23 protein-coding genes are annotated in these 23,797 nt (G+C 72.9%); 16 read left to right on the top strand and 7 right to left on the bottom strand.

The features are described 5' to 3' along the window. Positions 1–262 precede the first annotated feature (262 nt). From ZF1_RS17080 to ZF1_RS17050, 7 genes are all read left to right on the top strand, one after another. Positions 263–1,573 (top strand): dienelactone hydrolase family protein, encoded by a 1,311-nt coding sequence (locus ZF1_RS17080; RefSeq protein WP_251784958.1) that lies wholly within the window; start codon positions 263–265, stop codon positions 1,571–1,573. Between the two features lie 264 nt (positions 1,574–1,837). Next, positions 1,838–2,029, top strand: a complete 192-nt coding sequence (locus ZF1_RS17075; protein ID WP_482637768.1) for a hypothetical protein — start codon at positions 1,838–1,840, stop codon at positions 2,027–2,029. Between the two features lie 319 nt (positions 2,030–2,348). Continuing rightward, the gene (locus ZF1_RS17070; protein WP_482637767.1) at positions 2,349–3,959 is read left to right on the top strand and encodes a peptide ABC transporter substrate-binding protein; all 1,611 of its coding nucleotides are present in this window, start codon (positions 2,349–2,351) and stop codon (positions 3,957–3,959) included. A gap of 99 nt (positions 3,960–4,058) precedes the next feature. Next, positions 4,059–4,985 carry an ABC transporter permease gene (locus ZF1_RS17065; RefSeq protein ID WP_482637766.1) on the top strand — a complete coding sequence of 309 codons (927 nt, stop codon included), beginning with the start codon at positions 4,059–4,061 and terminating at the stop codon, positions 4,983–4,985. Next, positions 4,978–5,916 carry an ABC transporter permease gene (locus ZF1_RS17060; protein ID WP_405416589.1) on the top strand — a complete coding sequence of 313 codons (939 nt, stop codon included), beginning with the start codon at positions 4,978–4,980 and terminating at the stop codon, positions 5,914–5,916. The genes ZF1_RS17065 and ZF1_RS17060 overlap by 8 nt, the downstream gene beginning before the upstream one ends. Continuing rightward, entirely contained in the window at positions 5,913–6,887 is a 975-nt protein-coding gene (locus tag ZF1_RS17055; protein ID WP_476651788.1) for an ABC transporter ATP-binding protein, read from the top strand. Before ZF1_RS17060 ends, ZF1_RS17055 begins: the two co-directional genes overlap by 4 nt. Next, entirely contained in the window at positions 6,884–7,888 is a 1,005-nt protein-coding gene (locus ZF1_RS17050; RefSeq protein ID WP_062395891.1) for an ABC transporter ATP-binding protein, read from the top strand. Before ZF1_RS17055 ends, ZF1_RS17050 begins: the two co-directional genes overlap by 4 nt. Before the next feature lie 57 nt (positions 7,889–7,945). On the opposite strand, the gene ZF1_RS17045 is transcribed toward ZF1_RS17050, so the two are convergent. The 3 genes from ZF1_RS17045 to ZF1_RS17035 form a co-directional block, all read right to left on the bottom strand. After that, entirely contained in the window at positions 7,946–9,223 is a 1,278-nt protein-coding gene (locus tag ZF1_RS17045) for an HNH endonuclease (protein WP_482637765.1), read from the bottom strand. A 344-nt stretch (positions 9,224–9,567) separates the two neighbouring features. Further along, a complete protein-coding gene (locus ZF1_RS17040) occupies positions 9,568–9,804 on the bottom strand; it encodes a zinc ribbon domain-containing protein (protein WP_178373496.1) in 237 nt (78 codons plus the stop codon). A 9-nt stretch (positions 9,805–9,813) separates the two neighbouring features. Beyond that, on the bottom strand, positions 9,814–10,758 hold the full coding sequence (locus tag ZF1_RS17035; RefSeq protein ID WP_482637764.1) for an NAD(P)/FAD-dependent oxidoreductase: 945 nt from the start codon (positions 10,756–10,758) through the stop codon (positions 9,814–9,816). 74 nt (positions 10,759–10,832) lie between these two features. Here ZF1_RS17035 and ZF1_RS17030 point away from each other — a divergent pair, with 74 nt between their 5' ends. From ZF1_RS17030 to ZF1_RS17015, 4 genes are read left to right on the top strand one after another with little or no spacing between them, the layout of a single operon-like run. Next, positions 10,833–11,594 (top strand): alpha/beta fold hydrolase, encoded by a 762-nt coding sequence (locus tag ZF1_RS17030; protein WP_482637763.1) that lies wholly within the window; start codon positions 10,833–10,835, stop codon positions 11,592–11,594. After that, a complete protein-coding gene (locus tag ZF1_RS17025) occupies positions 11,591–12,034 on the top strand; it encodes a helix-turn-helix transcriptional regulator (protein WP_073574476.1) in 444 nt (147 codons plus the stop codon). The genes ZF1_RS17030 and ZF1_RS17025 overlap by 4 nt, the downstream gene beginning before the upstream one ends. 5 nt (positions 12,035–12,039) lie before the next feature. Further along, the gene (locus ZF1_RS17020) at positions 12,040–12,459 is read left to right on the top strand and encodes a VOC family protein (protein ID WP_208820032.1); all 420 of its coding nucleotides are present in this window, start codon (positions 12,040–12,042) and stop codon (positions 12,457–12,459) included. Positions 12,460–12,483: 24 nt separating this feature from the next. Then, complete coding sequence (locus tag ZF1_RS17015; RefSeq protein ID WP_482637762.1) at positions 12,484–14,835, top strand: ATP-binding cassette domain-containing protein; 2,352 nt, start codon at positions 12,484–12,486, stop codon at positions 14,833–14,835. 147 nt (positions 14,836–14,982) lie between these two features. Here the strand turns inward: ZF1_RS17015 and ZF1_RS17010 are convergent, their stop codons facing one another. Beyond that, complete coding sequence (locus ZF1_RS17010; RefSeq protein ID WP_073574478.1) at positions 14,983–15,252, bottom strand: hypothetical protein; 270 nt, start codon at positions 15,250–15,252, stop codon at positions 14,983–14,985. 202 nt (positions 15,253–15,454) lie between these two features. Here ZF1_RS17010 and ZF1_RS17005 point away from each other — a divergent pair, with 202 nt between their 5' ends. The 4 genes from ZF1_RS17005 to acs are packed head-to-tail and all read left to right on the top strand — an operon-like array spanning position 15,455 to position 20,338. Next, positions 15,455–16,582, top strand: a complete 1,128-nt coding sequence (locus ZF1_RS17005) for a sensor histidine kinase (RefSeq protein WP_405416598.1) — start codon at positions 15,455–15,457, stop codon at positions 16,580–16,582. Further along, the gene (locus ZF1_RS17000; protein WP_062395884.1) at positions 16,579–17,274 is read left to right on the top strand and encodes a response regulator; all 696 of its coding nucleotides are present in this window, start codon (positions 16,579–16,581) and stop codon (positions 17,272–17,274) included. Before ZF1_RS17005 ends, ZF1_RS17000 begins: the two co-directional genes overlap by 4 nt. A 27-nt stretch (positions 17,275–17,301) precedes the next feature. Beyond that, entirely contained in the window at positions 17,302–18,387 is a 1,086-nt protein-coding gene (locus tag ZF1_RS16995) for a DUF3500 domain-containing protein (RefSeq protein ID WP_482637761.1), read from the top strand. A gap of 52 nt (positions 18,388–18,439) precedes the next feature. Beyond that, complete coding sequence (acs, locus tag ZF1_RS16990; RefSeq protein ID WP_208820044.1) at positions 18,440–20,338, top strand: acetate--CoA ligase; 1,899 nt, start codon at positions 18,440–18,442, stop codon at positions 20,336–20,338. A gap of 2 nt (positions 20,339–20,340) precedes the next feature. On the opposite strand, the gene ZF1_RS16985 is transcribed toward acs, so the two are convergent. Beyond that, on the bottom strand, positions 20,341–20,658 hold the full coding sequence (locus ZF1_RS16985) for a putative quinol monooxygenase (protein WP_224402185.1): 318 nt from the start codon (positions 20,656–20,658) through the stop codon (positions 20,341–20,343). Positions 20,659–20,745: 87 nt separating this feature from the next. On the opposite strand from ZF1_RS16985, the gene ZF1_RS16980 reads away from it, so the two are divergent. After that, positions 20,746–21,900: a DUF3500 domain-containing protein gene (locus ZF1_RS16980; protein ID WP_405416603.1), complete on the top strand. Its 1,155-nt coding sequence runs from the start codon at positions 20,746–20,748 to the stop codon at positions 21,898–21,900. Between the two features lie 44 nt (positions 21,901–21,944). On the opposite strand, the gene ZF1_RS16975 is transcribed toward ZF1_RS16980, so the two are convergent. Then, the gene (locus ZF1_RS16975; RefSeq protein WP_179762481.1) at positions 21,945–22,445 is read right to left on the bottom strand and encodes an Lrp/AsnC family transcriptional regulator; all 501 of its coding nucleotides are present in this window, start codon (positions 22,443–22,445) and stop codon (positions 21,945–21,947) included. Between the two features lie 20 nt (positions 22,446–22,465). Then, entirely contained in the window at positions 22,466–23,728 is a 1,263-nt protein-coding gene (locus tag ZF1_RS16970; protein ID WP_482637760.1) for an FAD-dependent oxidoreductase, read from the bottom strand. Positions 23,729–23,797: the final 69 nt, after the last annotated feature.

The following is a 23,797-nucleotide window of genomic DNA, read 5'->3' as shown; positions in this document are numbered from 1 at the left end:
GCGTGGCGCGCACGGTAGGACCGTCGGGATGCCGCGGTCGCTGTCGGTGGTCGGGGACCCGCGCGACACCGCGCTGCGGCCCCGACGGTTCGCGGCCGCGAACGGCGGCAGACCCCTCCCGGGGCGCCGCGCGGACCCGCCGTACCCCGTCGTCACCTGTGGCGACAGGAGTCACACGTTAGGTGTGTGATCATGTCCCCCGATCGACGTGATACCGGCAACGGCGGTTGCAGAGGGTCCCCGCCTCGGTAGCGTTCGGACCGTGTCCACTCCGATCAGCCCGCGCAGCCGTCGTCGCGTCCTGCACCCCGTGGCGAGGACGGCGACGTCGCTGTTCGTCGTCGGCGCGGTCGCCGCGGCCGGGTGCGTGGGTGCGGTGGGGGCCACGGCCACGCCGGTCGCACCCGCCGCCTACACGTCGGTCCCGGCGGCGGGCCTGTCCGTCGCGGCGACGGTGACCATCGACGGTACGCAGTACCCGAACCCGCTGCGCATGCTCGACGGCACCGGCGTCACCGACGTCGCCCAGTGGGAGGGGACCCGGCGCGCGGAGCTGCTGGCGGCGTTCCGCGAGAACGTCTACGGCCAGCCGCTGCCCAAGCCGACCAAGCAGACCTTCGACGTGCGGACCAGCGACGACGGCGACGTCACCCTCAAGAAGGTCACGATCGGCATCACCGGGCCGGAGGGCACCGGGAAGTTCACGCTGCGGCTGTTCGTCCCGAAGGGCCAGACCCCGCGCGGCACCTTCCTGATGATCGACCACCGGGGCTCGGTCTCCGACGACCCGGGGCAGTCCTCGGACTACGCACCGGTCTCGACGATCACGAAGGCCGGGTACGCCTTCGCCCAGATCGACGCCAACGACATCGCCCCGGACGACAGCGGCAGCTACCGCAGCAAGATGATCAACCTGTTCCACCCGTCCGGGAGCGACCTGCCCGACGACGCCGGCCGGGCCGTCGCCGCCTGGGCCTGGGGCGCGAGCCGGGCGATGGACTATCTCCAGACCGACAAGGACATCGACCCCTCGAAGGTCGCGGTCATCGGGCACTCCCGCAGCGGCAAGGCCGCGCTCTGGGCGGGCGCCCAGGACCCGCGCTTCGCCGCGGTCATCTCCAACAACTCGGGGTCGACCGGCGCGAAGCTCGCCCGCCGCGGCGACGGGGGAGTGGGTGCCGAGACGGTGTCGCGGGTCAACAGCTCCTTCCCGTACTGGTTCCCGAAGACCTACCAGGCCTACGGCAACAAGGTCGACGAGCTGCCCGTCGACCAGCACGAGCTGATGGGGCTGGTCGCGCCGCGCAAGCTGGTGATCGCCAGCGCCAGCGACGACTCCAACGCCGACCCCGAGGGTGAGTTCCTCGCCTACGAGGCGGCGAGCGAGATCTACGACCTCTACGGCCTCGGCGACAACGGACTGGGCACGACGGGCTGGAAGCCCGCCACCGACACGGCCTTCTCCGGGCCGGCGATGAGCTACCACCTGCGTTCCGGTGGGCACGGCCTCAAGGCGGCCGACTGGAACATCTATCTGAAGGGTGATCTGTTCACGCAGGCGTCGCCGCGCTGACCGCCCACGATTGGTACGGCCGTACTCGAATGACCGTTTCAGGCGATCTTCCTGAAATGCACACGTCGAGCGTTTGACGTCGCGGGGAAGTGTGCCGTCGTCGCCGGAGGCGGGGACGGTCGGGCCGCGATCCCGCGGTCCCGCAGGTGGAGCGCACGCCGGCGGCGTCCGTGCCCCAATTCCGATGCGGTTCCGGTCCCTTGTCCGGAATTGCCGGACAATGGGTCGGCGCGGTGCCGGAGTGGGTGTGCCGGGACTCGGTCGGTGACCGTCGTGATCGCGACGGCAATTCTGCGGGAAAGCCTTCGGGAATGGTGTGCGGAGGGCGGTTTCTCGCCCGACGAGTGCTCCCGCGACGTGGGGAGCGGGTTCCACGTCGTGGGACGGCGCGCGTCTCGTCGTCCGGTGTCGGTGCCCCTGTGGCAGGTGCCGTCGCTGCTCACGGGCTCGGACTGACCACTCGATGTGGCACTGGTCGCACGACCGACCAGGTAATTGCGATGCGCAATGCAATGTTGCATAGCGGAAGAATGCACCGGAATGCGTCCGACCTGCGCCGATGTGTTTTCCGTGAGGATCGGGCCGGACGGGACGTCGCGATCCGCTCACCGACCGTCGCGCGCAATTCCGTGTTGCTCGGCGCAATGGCGGCGGACGCAATGGATTCGTAACCGGAGAACCGCGATGCTGTGGTTACCGTGCGACCCACCACCGAACCGCACCGGCCGCCTGCACACCACGCGGGGAGCGGCCGTCCCGGACAGACAGGACTCTGATGCGATCACCTCGAGTCGCGGCGCTGCTCGCGCTCTCCCTGACCTCCGCGCTGGTGCTCAGCGCCTGTGGCGGCGGGGGAGGCGGCACCACGGGCGACGCCCAGGGCGCCCCCACGATCTCGGTCTACGGCACCGAGCCGGAGAACGCACTGCTGCCGGGCAACACCCGTGAGGTCGGCGGCAGCAAGATCCTCGACGCGCTGTGGTCCGGCCTGGTCGACTACAACCAGCAGGGCGAGCCGGAGAACAAGGTCGCCGAGTCCATCGAGTCGACCGACTCGCAGAACTGGACGATCCGCCTGAAGGAGGGCTGGACCTTCCACGACGGCACGCCCGTCACGGCGAAGAGCTTCGTCGACGCGTGGAACTATGTCGCCCTGAAGACCAACGCGCAGTCCAGCTCGGAGTTCTTCTCCAACATCGCCGGGTTCGACCAGGTCAACCCGGACGAGGGTGAGCCCACGGCGCAGGCGATGTCGGGTCTGCAGGTCGTCGACGACCGCACCTTCACCGTCGCGCTGACCGCGCCGTCGCCGATCTTCGTGAACACCCTCGGCGACGTGGCGTTCTACCCGATGCCCGAGTCGTTCTTCGCCGACCCTGCGGCCTTCGAGGCGAACCCCGTCGGCAACGGCCCGTTCCGCTACGAGGCCCGCGTCCCCGACCAGAACGTCACCGTCACTCGCTACGAGCAGTGGGGCGGCGAGCAGCCGGTCTCCGTCGGCGGCGTCGAGTTCCGCTTCTACGCCGACAGCGAGGCCGCCTACCAGGACGTCGTCAGCGGCAACCTGGACTTCCTCGAGTCGATCCCGGGCTCGTTCCTGATCGACAACCTGTACCAGCAGGACCTGGCCGACCGGAACGGCAACCAGCCCTACGCCGGCATCAACACGATGACCTTCCCGATCTACGACCAGCGCTACGCCGACCCGCAGCTGCGGCAGGCGATCTCCATGGCCGTCGACCGGCAGGCGATCATCGACAACGTCTACAACGGACTCGTCCAGCCGGCCACCGGGTTCATCCCCGAGGGCGTGCCCGGCAAGGTCGACGACCAGTGCGGCGAGCTGTGCACCTTCTCCCCGGAGCGGGCCAAGCAGCAGTTCGACGCCTCCGGCTTCACCGGCCCGATCGAGCTGATCTCCAACGTCGACTCCGCGATCAACCGCGAGTGGATGCAGGCCGCCTGTGTCAGCATCAGCAACACCCTCGGCGTGCCCTGCAACTTCGTGCCGGTCCCGACCTTCTCGGAGTTCCTGGACCAGCGCCGGGCCGAGAACCTGACCGGGATCTTCCGCTCCGGCTGGGTCGCCTCGACCCCGACCATGGACTACGTCCTGCGCCCGCAGTACACGACGGATGCGGCGAACAACAACAGCGGCTACACCAACCCGCGCTTCGACGCGCTGGTGAACCAGGGTTCGACCGCGGCCACCGCCGAGGAGGCCTACGCGCTGTGGGCCGAGGCCGAGCGCGTCCTCATCCAGGACATGCCGGCCGTCGCGATCAACGACCAGTCCGCGCAGTTCGGCTGGTCGCCGCGTCTGCAGAACGTCGAGATGACCTACGGCCGTGAGCTGGACCTGGAGACCGTGACCGTCCAGGAGTGACGCCGCCCCACCACCACACGCCGGCGGCCGGGTGACCACCCGGCCGCCGGTGCACGTGCCCGGCGCGAACCGCCGGGCACCCGAACCCGGAGGTGACCCGTGGGGCGCTATGTCCTGCGACGACTCCTGCAACTGGTGCCGGTGTTCCTCGGCACCACGTTCCTCATCTACTTCATGGTCTGGGCGCTGCCCGGCGACCCGCTCGCGGGCAAGTGCGGTGACCAGGCCTGCCCGCCCGCGTTCATCGAGCGCATGCGCGAGGAGTACGGGCTCGACCGGTCGATCTTCGTCCAGTACGTCACGTACCTGGGCAACCTGCTGCGGGGCGACTTCGGGGAGAACTTCCGCGGCCAGGAGGTCGCGACGCTGATCGCGAACGCCTACCCGGTCACGATCAAGCTCGCGGTCGTCGCGCTGGTCATCCAGGCGATCATCGGCCTGACCGCGGGCGTGCTCACCGGGCTGCGGCCCGGCGGGTTCCTCGACAACGTCGTGCTCACCGCGACCCTGTTCCTGGTCGCCGTGCCCGTCTTCGTCACCGGCTACGTGCTGCAGTCCGTCCTCGGGCTGCGGCTGGGCCTGATCCCGCCGACCGTCCCGGCGAACCCCGGGTTCCTGGACCTGGTCGTGCCCGGCTACGTGCTCGGCAGCCTGTCGCTGGCCTACGTGGCCCGGCTGACCCGGACGTCGATCGCGGAGAACCTGCGCGCCGACTATGTCCGCACCGCGACCGCGAAGGGCCTGACCCGGCGTCGTGTCGTCGGGGTCCACCTGACCCGCAACTCGGCGATCCCGGTGATCACCTTCCTCGGCGCGGACTTCGGCACGCTCATGGGCGGGGCGATCGTCACCGAGGGCATCTTCAACATCCGCGGGATCGGTGGGCTCATCTTCGGCTCCATCCAACGGCTCGACGGGGTGGTCGTCACCGGCGTCGTCGTCCTGCTGGTGATCGTCTACCTGCTCGCGAACCTCGTCGTGGACGTCACCTACGCGCTGCTCGACCCGAGGATCCGCCTTGACTGACCCCACCACCGCCACCGCCGACACGCCCGTCGCCGCCGCCGGCCGCGCCGAGGCGACGGCCCGCACCCGCAGCCTCAGTGGCGACGCCTGGCACGACCTGCGTCGTCGCCCGCTGTTCCTCGTCGCGGCGGGCCTCATCACGTTCCTGCTGGTCATGGCCGCGTTCCCGCAGCTGTTCACCTCGGTCGACCCCACCCTCGGCGACCTGTCCCGGGCCCGCGAGGACCCGTCGGCCCAGGCCTGGTTCGGCTACGACCACCTCGGTCGCGACGTCTACGCGCGCACCGTCTACGGCACCCGCGTCTCGATCGTCGTCGGGGTGCTGGCGACGACGGCGGTCGTGGGAGTCGGCGCCGTCATGGGCCTGATCGCCGGGTTCGCCGGCGGCTGGGTCGACTCGCTGCTCGCCCGCGTCGCCGACGTCTTCTTCGGCGTGCCGTTCATCCTCGGCGCGATCGTCGTGCTCTCCACCTTCCGGGCGTCGGTCGGGCAGAGCGTGATCGGCATCAGCGGCCTGGTGATCGGCACGATCGGGCTGCTGTCCTGGCCGATCGTCATGCGGATCATGCGGTCCGCCGCGATCGCCGCCCGCAACCAGGACTACGTCAAGGCCGCCCGCGCGCTCGGTGCGAGCCCGTGGCGGATCATCCGGCGGCACATGCTGCCCAACACCATCGCCCCGGTGATGGTGTACGCGACGATCGCGCTCGGTGCGTTCATCGGGGCCGAGGCCACGCTGTCGTTCCTCGGCGTCGGCCTGCGCGACCCCGTCGTCTCGTGGGGTGTGATGATCAGCGAGGCGCAGAGCTACCTGCGGACCTCGCCGCACCTGCTCCTGTTCCCCGGCGCGTTCCTCGTCGTCACCGTGCTGGCCTTCGTGCTGCTCGGCGACGCCGTGCGCGACGCGTTCGACCCGAAGGGCCGGTCATGACCCCGCTGCTCGAGGTGGAGGACCTGCACGTCGAGTTCCGCACCCGCGACGGCGTCGCCCGGGTGCTGAACGGCGTCGGCTACCAGGTGCACGCGGGGGAGACCCTCGCCGTCCTGGGGGAGTCGGGGTCGGGGAAGTCGGTCACCGCGAACACGGTGATGGGCATCCTGCCGACCCCGCCCGCGACCGTCAGCGCGGGCTCGGTCCGCTACCGCGGCGAGGAGCTGCTCACCGCGACCGAGGAACGGCGCCGTGAGCTGCGCGGCGAGAACGTCGCGATGATCTTCCAGGACGCGCTGTCGGCGTTGAACCCGGTGTTCACCGTCGGGTTCCAGATCGGCGAGCAGCTGCGGACGCGGCGTGGGATGAGCAAGCGCGACGCGCGGGCCCGCGCCGTCGAGCTGCTCGACCTCGTCGGGATCCCCGGGGCGGCGCAGCGGGTCACGAACTTCCCGCACGAGTTCTCCGGCGGGATGCGCCAGCGCGTCATGATCGCGATGTCGCTGGCGCTGGACCCGGACGTGCTCATCGCCGACGAGCCCACGACCGCGCTCGACGTCACCGTGCAGGCCCAGATCATGGACCTGCTCGCCGAGATCCAGCGCGAACGGGAGATGGGGCTGGTCCTCATCACCCACGACCTCGGCGTCGTCGCGGAGGTCGCCGACCGGATCGCGGTGATGTACGCGGGCCGCATCGTCGAGCAGGGCGACGTGCACCAGCTCTTCGCGAACCCGGCCCACCCGTACACCGAGGCGCTGCTCGCGTCGATCCCGCGGCTCGACAGCAAGGGCACCGAGCTGCGCGCGATCACCGGGCTCCCGCCGACGCTCACCGCCATCCCCGACGGCTGCCCGTTCCACCCGCGTTGCCCGCGCGCGGTGGAGCGCTGCCTCGGGACCGACCCGCCGCTGATCCCGCTGCCCGGAGCGCGGGCGTCGGCGTGCCTGTTCGCGGAGGACCTCGTATGAGCGAGCCCGTTCTCGAGGTCGACGACCTCGTCAAGCACTTCCCGGTGAAGGTCGGTGCGGTCGTCAAGCGCACCGTCGGCCACGTGCGCGCCGTCGACGGCGTCTCGTTCGCGCTGAACAAGGGCGAGACGCTGGGCATCGTCGGCGAGTCCGGCTGCGGGAAGTCGACCCTGGCCCAGGTGCTGATGCGGCTGGAGCCGCCGACGTCGGGCTCGGTGCGCTTCCACGGCGAGGACATCTTCGCCCGCCGCGGGGCGGAGCTGCGGGCGCTGCGCCGGCAGATGCAGATCGTGCTGCAGGACCCGTACACGTCGCTGAACCCGCGGATGACGGTCGCCGACATCGTCGGGGAGCCGTTCGAGATCCACCCCGAGGTCGCGCCGAAGGGGGAGCGACGGGCGAAGGTGCAGGAGCTGCTCGACGTCGTCGGGCTCAACCCCGACTTCGTCAACCGCTACCCGCACCAGTTCTCCGGCGGGCAGCGGCAGCGCATCGGGATCGCCCGCGCGCTCGCGCTGCGCCCGGAGATCATCGTGTGCGACGAGCCGGTGTCCGCGCTCGACGTGTCCATCCAGGCGCAGGTGATGAACCTGCTCGGGAACCTGCAGCGCGAGTTCGGGCTGTCCTACATCTTCATCGCCCACGACCTGTCCGTCGTGCGGCACCTGTCGGACCGGGTCGGCGTGATGTACCTGGGCAAGATGGTGGAGCTCGGGACCGAGCAGGAGATCTACACCCGGGCGTCGCACCCGTACACCCAGGCGCTGCTCTCCGCGGTGCCGGTGCCCGACCCGTCGGTCCGGGAGGGACGCAAGCGGATCCGGCTCACCGGTGACGTCCCGAGCCCGGTGGACCCGCCGAGCGGCTGCCGGTTCCGGACGCGCTGCTGGAAGGCCACCGACATCTGCGCGACCGAGGAGCCGCCCCTGGTGACGCGGCCGGGTGGGCACCATCCGAGCGCGTGCCACCACGCCAGCGAGGAGTACCTGCTGCCGACCTGAGGCGCCTCGTGTCCGCCCGGTGCCGCGGACACCGGGCCGGCACCGGGTACGCCGCGATCAGCCCGGACCGCGGTAGGTGTGCCCGGTCGGAGTGGTGGTGACGACGGCCCCGTCGGGGGCCCGAGCCACGTGCCAGCCGGGTTGTTCGCGGACGTGGTTGTGGAACTCGCACACCCCGCGCCCGTTGTCCAGTTCGGTGCGCCCGCCGTCGGCATCTCGCTGGATGTGGTCGAGGTGGCGGACGGGAGCGTCACAGTAGGGCTCGGTGCACCGGTTCCCGGCGCGTGCCTTGACCAGGGTGGCGAGCAGGCCGGTGAAGGTGCGCTGTCGGGAGTCGCCGCCGATGACGATGCCCTGGTCGGTGAGCAGTCTGCGCAGGGACTTGGTGCCCTCGGAGGTGGCGAGCAGGTCGGCCGGGACCGGTCCGAGGCCAGGGATCTCGGCGGGGAGCGGGGAGGTGGGGTTGAGCAGTGCCTGCACGGGCACGGTGACCTGGACTTCGAGGTTCACCGCGGTCGCGGTGGCCTGGCCGGTGACCCGCTCGACGAGGGTGTCGGCCATGACCTGTCCGCGGGTGCGGGGCAGGGGTTCGGGGTCGATCTGGATCTCGACGAAGGTCTTCTGCAGCGCGGCCAGGCACGCGGCGCCCTGTTCGACCGGCACGTAGGCGGTCAGATAGCTCATCGCATCCGGCGCCGGGCGCAGGGTGACCCGGCGTTCGGCCTTGGCGGCGTGGACGCGGACGCGGAATCGGTCGGGGGCGACCTCGGCGACCAGACGCCGCGTCATCGCCCGCAGGCGCCCGATCCCGTACCGGGTCAGGTCGCGGACGGCGGCGAGCCGGGAGTCGACCCGCGCCCGCTGAGCTGTGTTGAGGTCGCGGCACTCGACAGCGATCGCGGAGACCTTCGCTGCGCTGAGTTCACCGGCGATGTGCAGGCCGCGGATCCGGTCGAGCCCGGAGTGCAGGTCGCGGGCGTCGGCCACCCGGGTGCGGGCCTCGGTGGTGGAGACCCGGCAGGCGAGCTGGATCTGGGCGACGACGCTGCGGTGGATCTTGTCGAAGTCGGTCCGGTCGTCGACGCGGTGGCTGTCGACATGCGCCTGGGCGAAGCCACGGATCCGCGTTGACTGCAGTGCGGAGAGGGAGGCCTGGAGCGACTCGACCTCCTGGATCTGGTCGATCAACTCCGACTCGGACAACGCGCAGGTGTCGGCGCTGAGGGCTTGTTCGACGTGGAACCGGAGCAGGGTGAGGTCACCGGAGGGGAACCCGTCGCCGGGCACGCCGGTGGCATGGGCGGGTGGCTCCTGAATCGCGGTCACGCCACCCATGGTACTCGAACTGATGTTCGAGCACCAAGTTTCCGTTCGCAATTGCGAACTCCCGAGCTGCGACGACGGTCCTGCCTCGGGTTGCGGCCTCGGTGTGGACGGCTGACGACCGGGCCGGCCCGCGGATCTCGCAACGGGACCGCTGCCGGGTCCAGGTGGGCGAGTGGTGCTGCGTCTCGCCTACCGGTCGACGGGCCCCTCGCTGTCGCCTCGGACGTGGACCGCCGGCGTGAGGCGCGTGTGACCGGCGGACAGCGTGTCGACCGGTGCGTCCACCCGTGCGGCCGGATGCGGAGCGGCATGGCGGTAGAGGAGTGCCGCACTTCCGCGGGGGAGGGCGCTCCTCAGACCCGCGCGCCGTGCCGACGGGCGTCGTCGCGGGACAGGGTCCGTCCCGCCCCGCACACGGGACACCGCATCTCGTAGCGGCTGCGCAGCGGCAGCACCGGCACGAAGAACAGCGTGAACCGGGTCCTCCGGTGCACCGCGGGCTGCGGACCCGCGTGACCGCAGGTCCCGCAGCCCAGCGCGACCAGGCCCAGCGGGCGCTCCTTGCGGGACAGCCCGAAGATGACCAGCACGCCCCCAGGTTAGAGGCGTGCCACCTCCCGCAGCGCGGCGAGCGCCCCGGCCTCGACGAGGTCGGCGTTGATCGCGGCCCCCGCGAACGCCCCCGCGGCCGCCGCGGCCCCCACCTGCGCGCTCAGGTCGGTGATGTTGCCCGCGACCCACACGCCCTCGACCGTGCTGCGGCCCGTCGCGTCGGCGACGAGGTGCTGCCCCATCCCGCTCGGGTGCTCGGCCGGGACCAGGCCCAGCTCGGCGAGGAAGCCGGCGCGGGCCTCCATCCGGGGCGCCACCGCGACGACCTCGCGCGCCAGCACGCCGGTCGGCGTGACCAGCCCGGTGATCGCGCCGCCGGACCGCACGACCTCGCTCACCGGCCCGTCGACGACAGCGATGCCGAGCGCGTCGAAGCGTTCCCGCTGCTCCGTGGTCGGTCCCGTCGAGTGCGACACGTAGACCACGTCCGCGCTGAGCTGCCGGAACAGCAGCGCCTGGTGCGCGGAGCCGGGGGAGGTCCCGAGCACCGCGATCGGGCGGTCGCGCACCTCGTAGCCGTGGCAGTAGGGGCAGTGGACGACGTCGGCGCCCCACCCCTGCGCGAGTCCCGGCACGTCGGGCAGCACGTCGACCAGTCCGGTCGTGACGAGCAGTCGCCGGGCGTCGAGGGTGGTGCCGTCGGCGAGGGTCACGGTGAAGCCGTCGCCGGTGCGGCGGGCGCCGACGACCTCGCCGTCGACGAGCGTGCCGCCGTAGCGGCGGACCTCCCCGCGGCCGGTCGCGAGCAGCTCGGCCGGGGCGACGCCGTCGCGGGCGAACAGGCCGTGCGCGGCGGCGGCCGGGGCGTTGCGGGGCGAGCCGGAGTCGACGACGACCACCGACCGCAGGGAGCGGGCGAGCATCATGGCCCCGTTGAGTCCGGCCGGGCCGCCGCCGATCACGACGACGTCGTGGCGCTGTGCTGTGTCCATGTCCCCAGACTGGCGAGCGACCGCACGCGACGGCAAGTTCCCTTGCCGAACCGGCAAACGTGCAGAATGGGTGCATGTCCCTGTACGTGCACCACGCCGGCGACCCCGCCGGGCCGCCGGTCCTCGCGGTCCACGGCGTGACCGGCCACGGTCTGCGCTGGCGGCCGCTGTTCGCGGCGCTGCCCCGGCTGCGCTGGATCGCCGTCGACGTCCGCGGGCACGGGCGGTCGCCGTGGGCGCCGCCGTGGAACCTGGAACGCCACGTCGCCGACCTGGTGGAGGTGCTGGACGCCGAGGGCGTCGGGCGCGCCGCCGTCGTCGGGCACTCCTTCGGCGGCGCCGTCGCCACGCACCTCGCGCGCACCGCTCCCGGCCGCGTCGACCGGCTCGCGCTGCTCGACCCCGCACTCGGGCTGGACCCGCAGGACATGCTCGACGCGGCCGAGTACACCCGCGCCGACGTCACGTTCCCGACCCGCGACGCCGCACGCGCGGCCAAGGCCGGGAGCTGGGCCGACGTCCCCGGCGCGCTCGTCGACGCCGAGGTGGACGAGCATCTCGAACACCGCGACGGCGCCTGGCGCTGGCGCCTGAGCCAGGCGTCCCTGGTGGCCGCGTGGGCGGAGATGGCGCGCCCGGCGGTCGTCCCACCGGCGGGTCTGCCGACGCTGGTCGTCCCCGCCGGCCGGGCCGACTACGTCTCCGACGACTGGCTCGCCGCCTGCCGCGCCGCGCTCGGCGCGGACCTGACCGTCGCCCCCGTCGACGCGGGCCACATGGTCTACCTGGAACGCCCGGCCGAGGTGGCGGCGCTGCTGCGGGAGTTCCTCGGGTGAGCGACCGCGACGACGGGCACCTGCGCGAGCTCGTCCGGCTCCGCCGGGTCCGGGACCGGATCGACCGCGAGTACGCGCGTCCGCTCGACGTCGCCGAGCTCGCCCGCGCCGAGCACGTGTCGGCCGGGCACCTGTCGCGGGCGTTCCGCAGGGCCTACGGCGAGTCGCCCTACAGCTACCTCATGACCCGGCGGATCGAACGTGCGATGGCGCTGCTGCGACGCGGCGACCTCACCGTCACCGAGGTCTGCTTCGCCGTCGGCTGCTCCTCGCTCGGCACGTTCAGCACCCGCTTCACCGAGCTCGTCGGGATGCCGCCGTCGGCGTACAAGCGCGCCGCCCGGGACGGCACACCGGGGCTCCCGGCGTGCGTCGCCAAACAGGTCACCCGACCGGTCAGGAATCGAGAAGCACCGGGACCCGCGACCTCCCTAGCGTGAGCGTCATGACCGAACCCGCCATCACCATCCACGCCGGATTCCTCCCGCACACCGACCCCGAGGCCTCCCTCGCCTTCTACCGCGACGGCCTGGGCTTCGAGGTCCGCCTCGACGTCGGCCAGGGCACCATGCGCTGGCTCACCGTCGGTCCGCCCGGGCAGCCCGACGTCTCGATCGTCCTCGCCCCGCCCGCGGTGGACCCCGGCGTCACCGACGACGAGCGTCGCACCATCACCGAGATGATGGCCAAGGGCACCTACACCGCCGTGCTGCTCGCCAGTAACGACCTCGACGCCGCGTTCGACAGGCTCCAGGCGAGCGGGGCCGAGGTCGTCCAGGAACCGGTCGACCAGCCGTACGGGGTGCGCGACTGTGCCTTCCGCGACCCTGCGGGCACGATGGTCCGCATCCAGCAGCGGCCCTGAGACGGGCCGGACGGGGGATCCACCATGCACGCAGCCGACAGCCACGATCTCATCCGCGTGCACGGTGCGCGCGAGAACAACCTGCGCGACATCTTCGTCGAGCTGCCCAAACGGCGGCTCACGGTGTTCACCGGGGTGTCCGGCTCGGGCAAGAGCTCCCTGGTGTTCTCGACGATCGCCGCCGAGTCCCAGCGGATGATCAACGAGACCTACAGCGCGTTCGTCCAGGGCTTCATGCCGAACCTCGGCCGCCCCGACGTCGACGTCCTCGACGGCCTCACCACCGCGATCATCGTCGACCAGGAGCGCATGGGCGGGGACGTGCGCTCCACCGTCGGCACCGCCACCGACGTCGGGGCGCTGCTGCGGATCCTGTTCAGCCGGCTCGGGAAGCCCTACGCCGGCCCGGCGAAGGCGTTCTCGTTCAACGTCGCGACGATCAGTGGCTCCGGCGCAGTGACCGTCCGCAAGAACGGCCAGCAGGTCAAGGAGCGGCGCGAGTTCGAGATCGTCGGCGGTGCCTGCCCGCGGTGCGAGGGCCGCGGCTCGGTGTCCGACTTCGACCTCACGGCCCTGTACGACGAGTCGAAGTCGATCGTCGAGGGCGCCCTGACGATCCCGAACTACTCCGTCGACGGCTGGTACGGCCGGATCTTCGCCAACTCCGGCTTCTTCCCCGGCGACAAGCCGATCAGCAGCTTCACGAAGCCCCAGCTGAACGCACTGCTCCACAAGGAGCCCACCCGGATCAAGGTCGACGGCATCAACGTCACCTTCGAGGGGCTGATCCCGCGGATCCAGAAGTCGTTCCTGGCCAAGGAGCGCGAGGCGATGCAGCCGCACATCCGGGCGTTCGTCGACCGGGCCATCGTGTTCCGGCGCTGCCCGGACTGCGACGGGACGCGGCTGTCCGAGCTCGCCCGCTCCTCGAAGGTCCGGGGCATCTCCATCGCCGACGCCTGCGCGATGCAGATCTCCGACCTCGCCGACTGGGTCCGGCAGCTCGACGAGCCCTCGGTCGCGCCCTTGCTCGGCTCGCTGCGCCACACACTCGACTCGTTCGTCGAGATCGGGCTCGGCTACCTGTCGCTGGACCGGCCGTCCGGGTCGCTGTCCGGCGGCGAGGCCCAGCGCACCAAGATGATCAAGCATCTGGGGTCGTCGCTGACCGACGTCACCTACGTCTTCGACGAGCCGACCATCGGCCTGCACCCGCACGACATCGCCCGCATGAACGACCTGCTGCTGCGCCTGCGCGACAAGGGCAACACCGTGCTCGTCGTCGAGCACAAGCCGGAGACGATCGCGATCGCCGACCACGTCGTCGACCTGGGGCCGCGGGCGGGCGCCGACGGCGGGCACGTCGTCTACACCGGCGACCTCGACGGGCTGCGGACCTCGGGCACGCTGACCGGCCGGCACCTGGAGTACCGGGCGTCGCTCAAGCCGTCGGTGCGGACCCCGAGCGGGTACCTGGAGATCCGCGGGGCGGACCGGCACAACCTGCGCGGAGTCGACGTCGACGTCCCGCTCGGGGTGCTCACCGTCGTCACCGGGGTCGCCGGGTCGGGCAAGAGCTCGCTGATCCACGGCTCGATCGCCGGACGCGACGGCGTGGTCGTCGTCGACCAGGGGGCGATCAAGGGGTCGCGGCGCAGCAACCCCGCCACCTACACCGGGCTGCTCGAACCGATCCGCAAGGCCTTCGCCAAGGCCAACGGCGTCAAGCCGGCCCTGTTCAGCGCCAACAGCGAGGGCGCCTGCCCGAACTGCAACGGCGCCGGCGTCGTCTACACCGACCTGGCGATGATGGCCGGCGTCGCCACCACCTGCGACGTCTGCGACGGCCGCCGCTTCGACGCCTCGGTGCTCGGCTACACCTTCGGCGGGCGCGACATCAGCGAGGTCCTCGCCATGCCGGTGGCCGAGGCGGAGAAGTTCTTCGGTGCGGGCGAGGCCCGCACCCCGGCGGCGCACAGGATCCTGGAGCGCCTCGCCGACGTCGGGCTGGGCTACCTCACCCTGGGCCAGCCGCTGACCACCCTGTCCGGCGGCGAGCGCCAGCGGCTCAAGCTGGCGGTGCACCTGGGGGAGTCCGGCGGGACGTTCGTCCTCGACGAGCCGACGACCGGGCTGCACCTGGCCGACGTCGAGCAGCTCCTCGCGCTGCTCGACCGGATCGTCGACGGCGGCCGCTCGGTGATCGTCATCGAGCACCACCAGGCCGTGATGGCCCACGCCGACCGGATCATCGACCTGGGCCCCGGTGCCGGGCACGACGGCGGCGCGGTCGTCTTCGAGGGGACGCCCGCCGAGCTCGTCGCGGACCGGTCGACGCTGACGGGCGAGCACCTGGCGGCCTATGTCGGCGCCTGAGGACACCCCGCGGCACGAGGTCGCGGTGCTGGTCCGCCCCGGGGTGCGGCCGATGGAGCTCGGCCTGGTGCACCAGTCCTCGGCCGCACCCGGCCGGACCGGGAGTGGCCCGCGGGCCAGCTCGCGAACGGATCGGGCCGTCCGGGATCAGCCCCCGGTGCGTGCCCCGTTCCCCAACGCGTCCCGGATCTCGCGCAGCACCGCGGTCTGTTCCTGCACCGCGGAGATCAGCACCGCGAGCTGGTCGTCGCCGTGGCGCATCTCCTGGTAGAGCGCGCTCACCGCGTAGGCGGTGGCGGCGGTGTGGCCGTCGGTCGCCTGGGGGTAGTCCTGCGCCTTGTCGGCCGCCTCGAGGAGGTCGAGCGCGTGCTCGATGACGTGCTGCCCGCTCTCGCGGTGGCTGTGCGGTTCCGGCATGTCCGAATCGTAATCGTTCCGGGTGACGCGGCCCGGCGACTTCGGTCGCGGTGCGCACGACCTTCGGCGGGTGCGCCACCGTCGCGCCGCCCGGCAGGCTGACGGTCGATCCCGGGGGTCGGGAGACGGGAGGGGACCGGTGGCCGTCCCGTTCGAGCGGAAACCTGCTGGACGGCGCCGGTCCGCCCCCTATGGTCGACGTGTGCCGGTCCGCCCCGCCGTGATCTCCGCCGTGCTGGTGGTCGCGGTGCTCGCCGCCGGGCTCACCGTCGCCGAGACCCACGCCACCGCCGGGGTGCTGCAGTGGACGCTGCTCGTCGTCGGGCTCGCGATGATCGGTTCGATCGCGGTGCGCTACCGGGCGCCGCGGGTGTTCGCGGTGCTGGCCGTACTCGGCCCGCTCGTCTCGCCCGTCGCCACCTACCTGCCGCTGGTCGGGGTGTTCGTGATCGCGACCCGGCGCCGCGCGGTCGAGACGCTGCCGGTGCTGGCCCTGGCGGTCGGGACCGCCGCGGTCACGCTGTACCGCAACGTCCCCGACGGGCCGACGGTGCTCGTGCTGCTCGGCGGGGCCGTCGCGTTCCAGGCCATCTCGGTGACGGCGGGCCTGCTGACCGGGATCCGCCGCGCGATGGTCGACGACCTGCGCGAGCGGCTCGCCCGCGCCGAGGCCGAGCGCGTGGTGCGCGAGGAGCAGGCCCGCGCCGACGAGCGGCGGAGGATCGCCGGGGAGATGCACGACCGGCTCGGGCACCGGCTGTCGTTGCTGTCGGTGCACGCCGGGGCGCTGGCGCTGCGCGGGGACCTGCCCGCCCGCACCGTCCGCGAGACCGCGCGGGTGCTGCGCGACACCACCCACCGCGCGATGGAGGACCTGCGCACGATCGTCCAGGTGCTGCACGAGCCCACCGGCGACGTACCCGACGAGGTCGACGACCTCGGTGCGGTCGAGGAGCTCGTCGCCGAGGCCCGCGCAGTCGGCGCGGACGTCCGCCTCCGGTCGACGGCGCTGTTGACGGTGTCCCCGCCGGGGCGTCCGCTGGCCGGCGTCGTGCACCGGGTGGTGCGCGAGGGCCTGACCAACGCCGCCCGGCACGCACCCGGGGCCCGGGTCGAGGTCGCCCTCGACGGGCGGCCCGGCCGGGACCTCACCGTCACCGTCACCTCCGGGCCGTCCGCGGCCGGTCCGACGCCCGAGGGTGCCGGGACCGGCCTGGTCGGGCTGCGCGAGCGGGTCGAGACCCTCGCCGGCGGGACGCTGACCCACGGCCCGACGCCGTCGGGGCACCTGCTGCGCGCGGTGCTGCCGTGGCGGGAGGAGACGGGATGACCGCGACCGCGATCCGGGTGCTGCTCGTCGACGACGACCCGCTCGTCCGCTCCGGGCTGCGGGTGATGCTCGACGGGCACGCGCTGCCCGGCGACGGCACCGGACCGGTACGGCGCATCCAGGTGGTCGGCGACGCCGGTGACGGTGACGAGGTGCCCGCCGCCGTCGCCGCGGGGCGGCCGCACGTGGTGCTGATGGACCTGCGGATGCGCCGCGTCGACGGCGTCGCCGCGACCCGGGAGGTGACCTCGCGGCCCGACGCCCCGACCGTCGTCGTGCTGACCACGTTCGACGCCGACGAGCACGTCGTGCGGGCGCTGCGCGCCGGGGCGAGCGGGTTCCTGCTCAAGGACGCCGCGCCCGAGGGGATCGTCGAGGCCGTCCGCGCCGCCGCCGACGGCGACGCCGTGCTGTCCCCGGCGATCACCCGGCGGCTGATCGGCATCGTCCGCGGCGACGGCGCCGGGCCGGTCGACCGCCGGCGCGCCGCCCGGGCCCGGCTCGACCGGCTCGCCGACCGCGAGCGCGACGTCGCCGAGGCCGTCGCCCGCGGCGGCTCCAACGCCGACATCGCCGCCGAGCTGCACATGTCGGTGGCGACGGTGAAGTCCTACGTGTCCCGGCTGCTGCGGGAGCTGGGCCTGGACAACCGGGTGCAGATCGCGCTGCTGGTCCGCGACGCGGCGGACTGACCCGCCCGGCGGACTAGCGTGGCCGGTGTGACGACGAGCGAGACGGTCGCCGCGGCGATGGCGGACGCGGCCGCGGCCTGGCTGGACACCCTGGACGACGACCGGCTCGCGACCGCCCGCGGCGACGGCCCGTCCGGCGACGCCGGGTCCGACGCCGAGCGTCGTCGCTGGTTCTACACCCCCACCGACCACGGCGGGCTGACGCTGCACGCGCAGACCCCGGTCCAGCAGCGCGCGATGCGGCTGGTCGCCTCGGGGCTGTCCGAGGCCGGCTACGCCACCGTGGCGACGGTCATGGGGCTGGAGAACGTCCTGGACCGGGCGCAGGACTGGCCCACCCGGCCGCACCGGGAGCGGTTCCGGGACCCGGCGCTCTACCACCTGCGGATCTTCGGTGACCCGGGCGTGTGCACCTGGGGCTGGCGCTTCGGCGGGCACCACGTGTCGGTGAACGCACTCGTCGTCGACGGGCGGGTGGCCGCGGCCACGCCGTGCTTCCTCGGCGCGAACCCCGCGACGACGCCGCTGCTCGGCGGGGGTGTCGCGCGCCCGCTCGGGCCGACCGAGGACCTGGCCCGCGAGATCGTCCGCGGGCTCCCGCCCGAGCTCGCCGGGGTCGCGGTCCTCTCCGCCGGGGCGCCGCCGGACCTGGTGACGGCGAACCGGCCGCTGGTCGCGCCGGGCGATCGGCCGCTGCCGACCTCGGCGATCCGGCGGGAGAGCCCGCCCGGGCCGGTGGACCCGGTCGAGGGCACCGAGGCCGTCGCGCTCACCGGCGCGCCGCGCGGTGTCCCGGCGAGCGCGCTCGACGACCGCGGCCGCGACCTGCTGCGCCGCCTGCTCTCGGCCTACCTGGACCGGGCACCGGCCGGGGTCTCACCCGCCGGCCGCTACGACGACGACGCCGCCCTCGACGAGGTGCACCTGGCCTGGGCGGGGTCGCTGGAGGCGGGGGAGCCGCACTACCACCGTCTGCAGGGGCCGCGGCTGCTGCTGGAGTGGGACAACACCCAGGACGGCGCGGACCACGCCCACTCGGTGTGGCGCGACCCGGAGAACGACTTCGGCGTGGACCTGCTCGACGACCACCACCGGGCCTTCGCCCACCGGTGAGTCCCCTCACGACGACCTGCGCCGCGGGGGATCCGGCGGCGAGGATCGGGGCATGTACCCGCCCCCGCCCGAGCTCGCCGCGCACGCCAACGTCACCGCTGCGGCCTACGACGAGGCCGCCGCCGACCCGGAGGCGTTCTGGTGCGCGCAGGCCCGGCGCCTGGAGTGGGACCGCGCCCCCGCGCAGGGCTACGACGGCAGCCGCTGGCCCGAGGTCACCTGGTTCGCCGACGGCACGCTGAACGTCGCGCGCAACTGCGTCGACCGGCACGTCGAGGCCGGTGCCGGGGAGAAGGTCGCCCTGCACTGGGAGGGCGAGCCGGGGGACCGGCGCACCGTCACCTACGCCGACCTGCAGCGCGAGGTCGCCCGCTGCGCGCATGCGCTCACCGCGCTCGGGGTGGGGCGCGGCGACGTCGTCGTCGTGTACCTGCCGGTGCTGGTCGAGACCGTCGTCGTGATGCTGGCCTGCGCCCGGATCGGGGCGGTCCACTCGCTGGTCTTCGGCGGGTTCTCCGCCTCGGCACTGCGGTTCCGGCTCACCGACGGGTCGGCGAAGCTGCTCGTCACCACCGACGGCCAGTACCGGCGCGGGAAGGCCGTCCCGGTCAAGGTCAACGCCGACGAGGCCGCGTCCGGGGTGGACTCGCTGGAGCACGTGCTGGTCATCCGGCGGACCGGCTCGGAGGTCGACTGGACCCCCGGCCGCGACGTGTGGTGGCACGACGTCGTCGACACCGCGCCCGAGGTCCACGAGGCGCAGGCGCACCCCGCCGAGAGCCCGCTCATGCTCGTCTACACCTCCGGCACCACCGGGACGCCCAAGGGCCTGCTGCACACCATGGGCGGCTACCTCACCCAGGCGTCGTGGACGGCGTGGGCCTGCTTCGACCACAAGCCCGACGACGTCTACTGGTGCACCGCCGACCTCGCCTGGGTGACCGCGCACACCTACGAGGTCTACGGGCCGCTGTCCAACGGCGTCACGCAGGTGATCTACGAGGGCACCCCGGACACCCCCGAGCCGGGCCGGCACTTCGAGATCATCGCCCGGTACGGCGTCACCGTGTACTACACCGCGCCAACCCTGGTCCGGACGTACATGAAGTGGGGCCCGCAGGTGCCCGCGGCACACGACCTGTCGTCGCTGCGGCTGCTCGGCACGGTCGGTGAGGCGATCAACCCCGAGGCGTGGCGCTGGTTCCACACCGAGATCGGCGGCGGCCGCTGCCCGATCGTCGACACCTGGTGGCAGTCCGAGACCGGCGCGGCGATCTGCGCGCCGCTGCCCGGGGTGACGCCGCTGGTCCCGGGCTCGGCGACCCGGCCGCTACCGGGCCTGTCGGTGCGGGTCGTCGACCGCGACGGGCGGACCTGCGACCCCGGCGAGGGCGGCATCCTCGTGATCGACCGGCCGTGGCCGTCGATGGCACGGACCGTGTGGGGCGACCCGGAGCGGTTCCGCGCGTCGTACTTCGCCGACTACGCCGAGCAGGGCTGGTACAAGGCGGGCGACGGCGCCGTCGTCGACGAGCACGGGTACGTGACGCTGCAGGGCCGGATCGACGACGTCATGAACGTGTCCGGGCACCGGCTCGGCTCGATCGAGCTGGAGTCGGCGCTGGTGTCGCACCCGCGGGTCGCCGAGGCGGGCGTGGTCGGGGCACCGGACGCGACGACCGGGCAGGCCGTCGTCGCGTTCGTGACGGTCACCGACGGCCCGACCGAGGGCCTCGCCGACCAGCTGCGGGCACACGTGGCGCGCGAGATGGGGCCGGTCGCCCGGCCCCGTGAGGTCGTGCTCGTCGCGGAGCTGCCGAAGACCCGCTCGGGCAAGATCATGCGACGGCTGCTGCTCGACGTGACCGCCGGGCGGGAGCCCGGCGACACGACCTCGCTGGTGGACCCGGCCGCCTTCGCGGAGCTGGCGGCCGGGTACCGGCAGGGCTGAGCTCAGGCGATGCGGCGCAGCTTCTGGATCACGAGCTCGCCGTCGAGCAGGTCGCCCATGATCCCGACGAAGTGCACCAGGTGCGGGGTCTGCAGGTGCGCGTCGAGCTTCGCCTCGGACTCCCAGTTCTCGTAGAAGAAGAACACCGCGGGGTCGTCCCAGCCCTGGTGGAGGTCGTAGTTGACGTAGCCGTCCTCCTGCGACGTCGGCTCGATCAGCTTCTCGAGCTCCGCCTTCAGCTCCTCCTCCTTGCCCGGCTTCGCCCGCATCCGGGCGATCACGGTGAGCAGGTCGCGGTTGTCGTCGGTGGGAGTGGGCATCGTTGCCTCCGGCTCGATTGATTGTGCACAACGAGTATGGCGCATCTCGCCCGGTGGAGTCTGCCCGCAGTCGCTACCGTCGGCAGGATGATCGGTGCGGCGGACACCCGGGAGACGGCGGACGCGATGGCCGGGGCCGCGTCGGCCTGGCTGGACACCCTCGACCCGGCGCAGCGGGAGGTCGCCGTCGGGCACGCCCCGACCGGTGACGGCGACGCCGACGCCGAGCGACGCCGCTGGTTCTACACCCCCACCGACCACGGCGGGCTCACCTTCCACGACCAGCTCCCGCCGCAGCAGCGCGCTGCGATGAAGCTGGTCGCGTCCGGGCTGTCGCGGGCCGCCTACGTCACCGTCGCGACCGTGATGGGGCTGGAGAACGTCCTCGACCACACCGAGGGCTTCGTGACCCTGTTCGACCGGACCCGCGGCCGGGACCCGCAGATGTACCACCTGCGCGTCTTCGGCGAGCCGGGGGACACCGGCACCTGGGGCTGGCGCTTCGGTGGGCACCACGTGTCGGTCAACTTCCTCGTCGTGGACGGTGTCGTGGTCGCCTCGACCCCGTGCTTCCTGGGCGCCGATCCCGCGACCTCCGAGCTGCTCGGCGACGCCGTGCTCCGCCCGCTCGGACGGGTCGAGGACCTCGCCCGTGACCTCGTCCGCTCGCTGCCCGCCGAGCTGCGCGGGCGTGCGGTGCTGCTGGACAAGGCCCCGCCGGACCTCGTCGCCGCGAACCGCACCGAGCCGCAGGAGGGCGACAACTGGATCCCGCTGGCCGGGATCTGGCGCACCGAGTCCTTCGCCGACCCCGAGCAGCAGCGCAAGCTCGACGACATGAGCGAGGCCATCGAGGAGCGGGCCGCGTTCACCGACGCGCAGAAGGAGACCGTCGCGCTGTCGCGCACCCCGGTCGGCGTGCCGGCGTCCGACCTGGACGCCGGGGGTCGCGAGATGCTGCGCGCGTTGCTGGGCACCTACCTGAAGCGGGTCGCCGAGCCGCTGCAGCCGATCTCCCGCTACGACGACGACGCCGAGCTCGACGCCGTGCACCTCGCCTGGGCGGGGCCGCTGGAGGACGGCGCCCCGAACTACTACCGGGTGCAGGGTCCGCGCCTGCTCATCGAGTGGGACAACACCCAGCGCGACGCCAACCACGCGCACTCGGTGTGGCGCGACCCGTCGACGGACTTCGGCCTGGACGTGCTCGGCGCGCACCGGGCGGCGCACCACCTCGGCTGACCCGGCCGTCGCGGGGCGCCGGCACCGTCGAGCCACGGGTCCGGTCAGTCCCGGTAGGCGGGCGCCCGGCTCGGGCCCTCGCGGTGGTCGCGCTCCAGCAGCGGCCGCCAGCGCGGCGCGACCAGGGTGGACAGCACCACCACGCTGGTGGAGCGGGCCACCAGCGGTGAGCGGCCGAGCGCGAGCAGGGTGTCCTGCAGGTCCTCGTGCGACGACGCCGCGAGCCGGCACATCACGTCCGACGAGCCGGTCGTCGCGTACGCCTCGGTGACCGCGGGCAGCGCGGCGAGCTCGGCGGCGACGTCGCCCAGCTCGCCCTGCGCGATCTCCAGCGTCACGAACGCCTGCACGCCGTACCCGGCCGCCGGGAGGTCGACGTCCGGCCCGTACCCGGTGACGACCCCGGCACGCTCCAGCCGGTCCAGTCGCGCCTGCACCGTCCCGCGGGCGACCCGCAGGGTGCGCGAGAGCTCCAGCACCCCGGCCCGCGGCCGGTCGCGCAGCGCGGCGAGCAGGTCGACGTCGAGGGCGTCCAGGGGCAGCACCCGGCGAGCCTAGCCGCGGCTCAGCCGGCCGGGACGGGCTCGCGACGGGCGAAGTCCGGGGCCCGCTCCGGCCGGAAGCCCACGCCCACCAGGTAGGCGGGCACGATCTGGGCGGCCGGGACCGCGCGCATCAGCCGCAGCAGCGGAGCCGGGGGACCGTCGAGCCGTCCCGCCAGCGCCGGGCCGGCGATGTTCCGGTGCATGATCCGCTGCAGGCCCTGGACCAGCACCGTCGGGAGCAGCCTGCGGTTGCGGACCCGGCCGAGGTCCCGCTCGGTGAGGGTGCCCCGCTGCAGCGGGGCTGCGAGCAGGGTCGCGGCGGCGACCGCGTCCTGGATCGCGAGGTTGATCCCGACGCCGCCGATGGGGGACATCGCGTGCGCGGCGTCGCCGATGCAGAGCAGGCCGTCGACGTGCCAGCGGCGCAGCCGGTTGAGCTTCACGTCGAGGTGCTTCACCTCGTCCATCGACGCGATCCGGTCGACCCGGTCGGCGTACTCCGGCATCAGGTCGGCGATGTCGGCCCGGAACGCCTCGACGCCCGCGGCGCGCAGCCGCGCGTCGGTGCCCTTGGGGGCGAGGTAGCCGATCTGGTAGTAGCCCTCGCGCGGGATCACCACCGCGAAGCGCCCCTTCCCGATCCGCGGGCGCAGGGTGGCCCGCTGCTCCTCGGGGTGCCGCGGCAGCCGGAACCACCAGGTGTCGAACGGGACGTCGTACTCGGTCACGGGCAGGCCGGACCCGGCACGCAGGACCGAGTGCCTGCCGTCGCAGGCGACGGTGAGGTCGGCCCGGATCTCGCCGGTGGTCTCCTCGCCGGGCGCGGTCGTCGTCGCGTACCGGACGCCGACGACCCGCCCGTTCTCCCGGACCAGCGACGTGGCCCGGGTGTCGAGCCGCAGGTGGAAGGCGGGCTCGTCGGCGGCGACATCGGCGAGCAGGTTCAGCAGGTCCCACTGCGGCACGAGCGCGACATAGGGGTGACGCACCCCGACCCGGCGCAGCAGGGACATGTCCCCGATCCGCTGCGCACCGCCCCGCTCATCCGGGATCACGACCTCGTCGACCCGGCTCTGCGGCAGCGCGGCGAACCGCTCGCCCAGCCCCAGGTCGTCGAGCAGGTCCAGGGTGGTGGGGTGCACGGTGTCCCCGCGGAAGTCCCGCAGGAAGTCGCCGTGCTTCTCCAGCACGGTCACCTCGACCCCGGCCCGGGCCAGCAGCAGCCCCAGCATCATCCCGGCCGGGCCGCCCCCGACCACGCAGCACGTCGTCCGCTCCGACATCGCACCCACCTCATTTCAACTGATGTTGAATTACGATGAGTATGCGCTCCCCGGGCACCGTCACGCAAT

The sequence above is a fragment of the Pseudonocardia sp. ZF1 genome (assembly GCF_056835605.1).
Note: the sequence above shows the minus strand (reverse complement) of the source record. Positions and strands in the feature narration are given on the sequence as shown.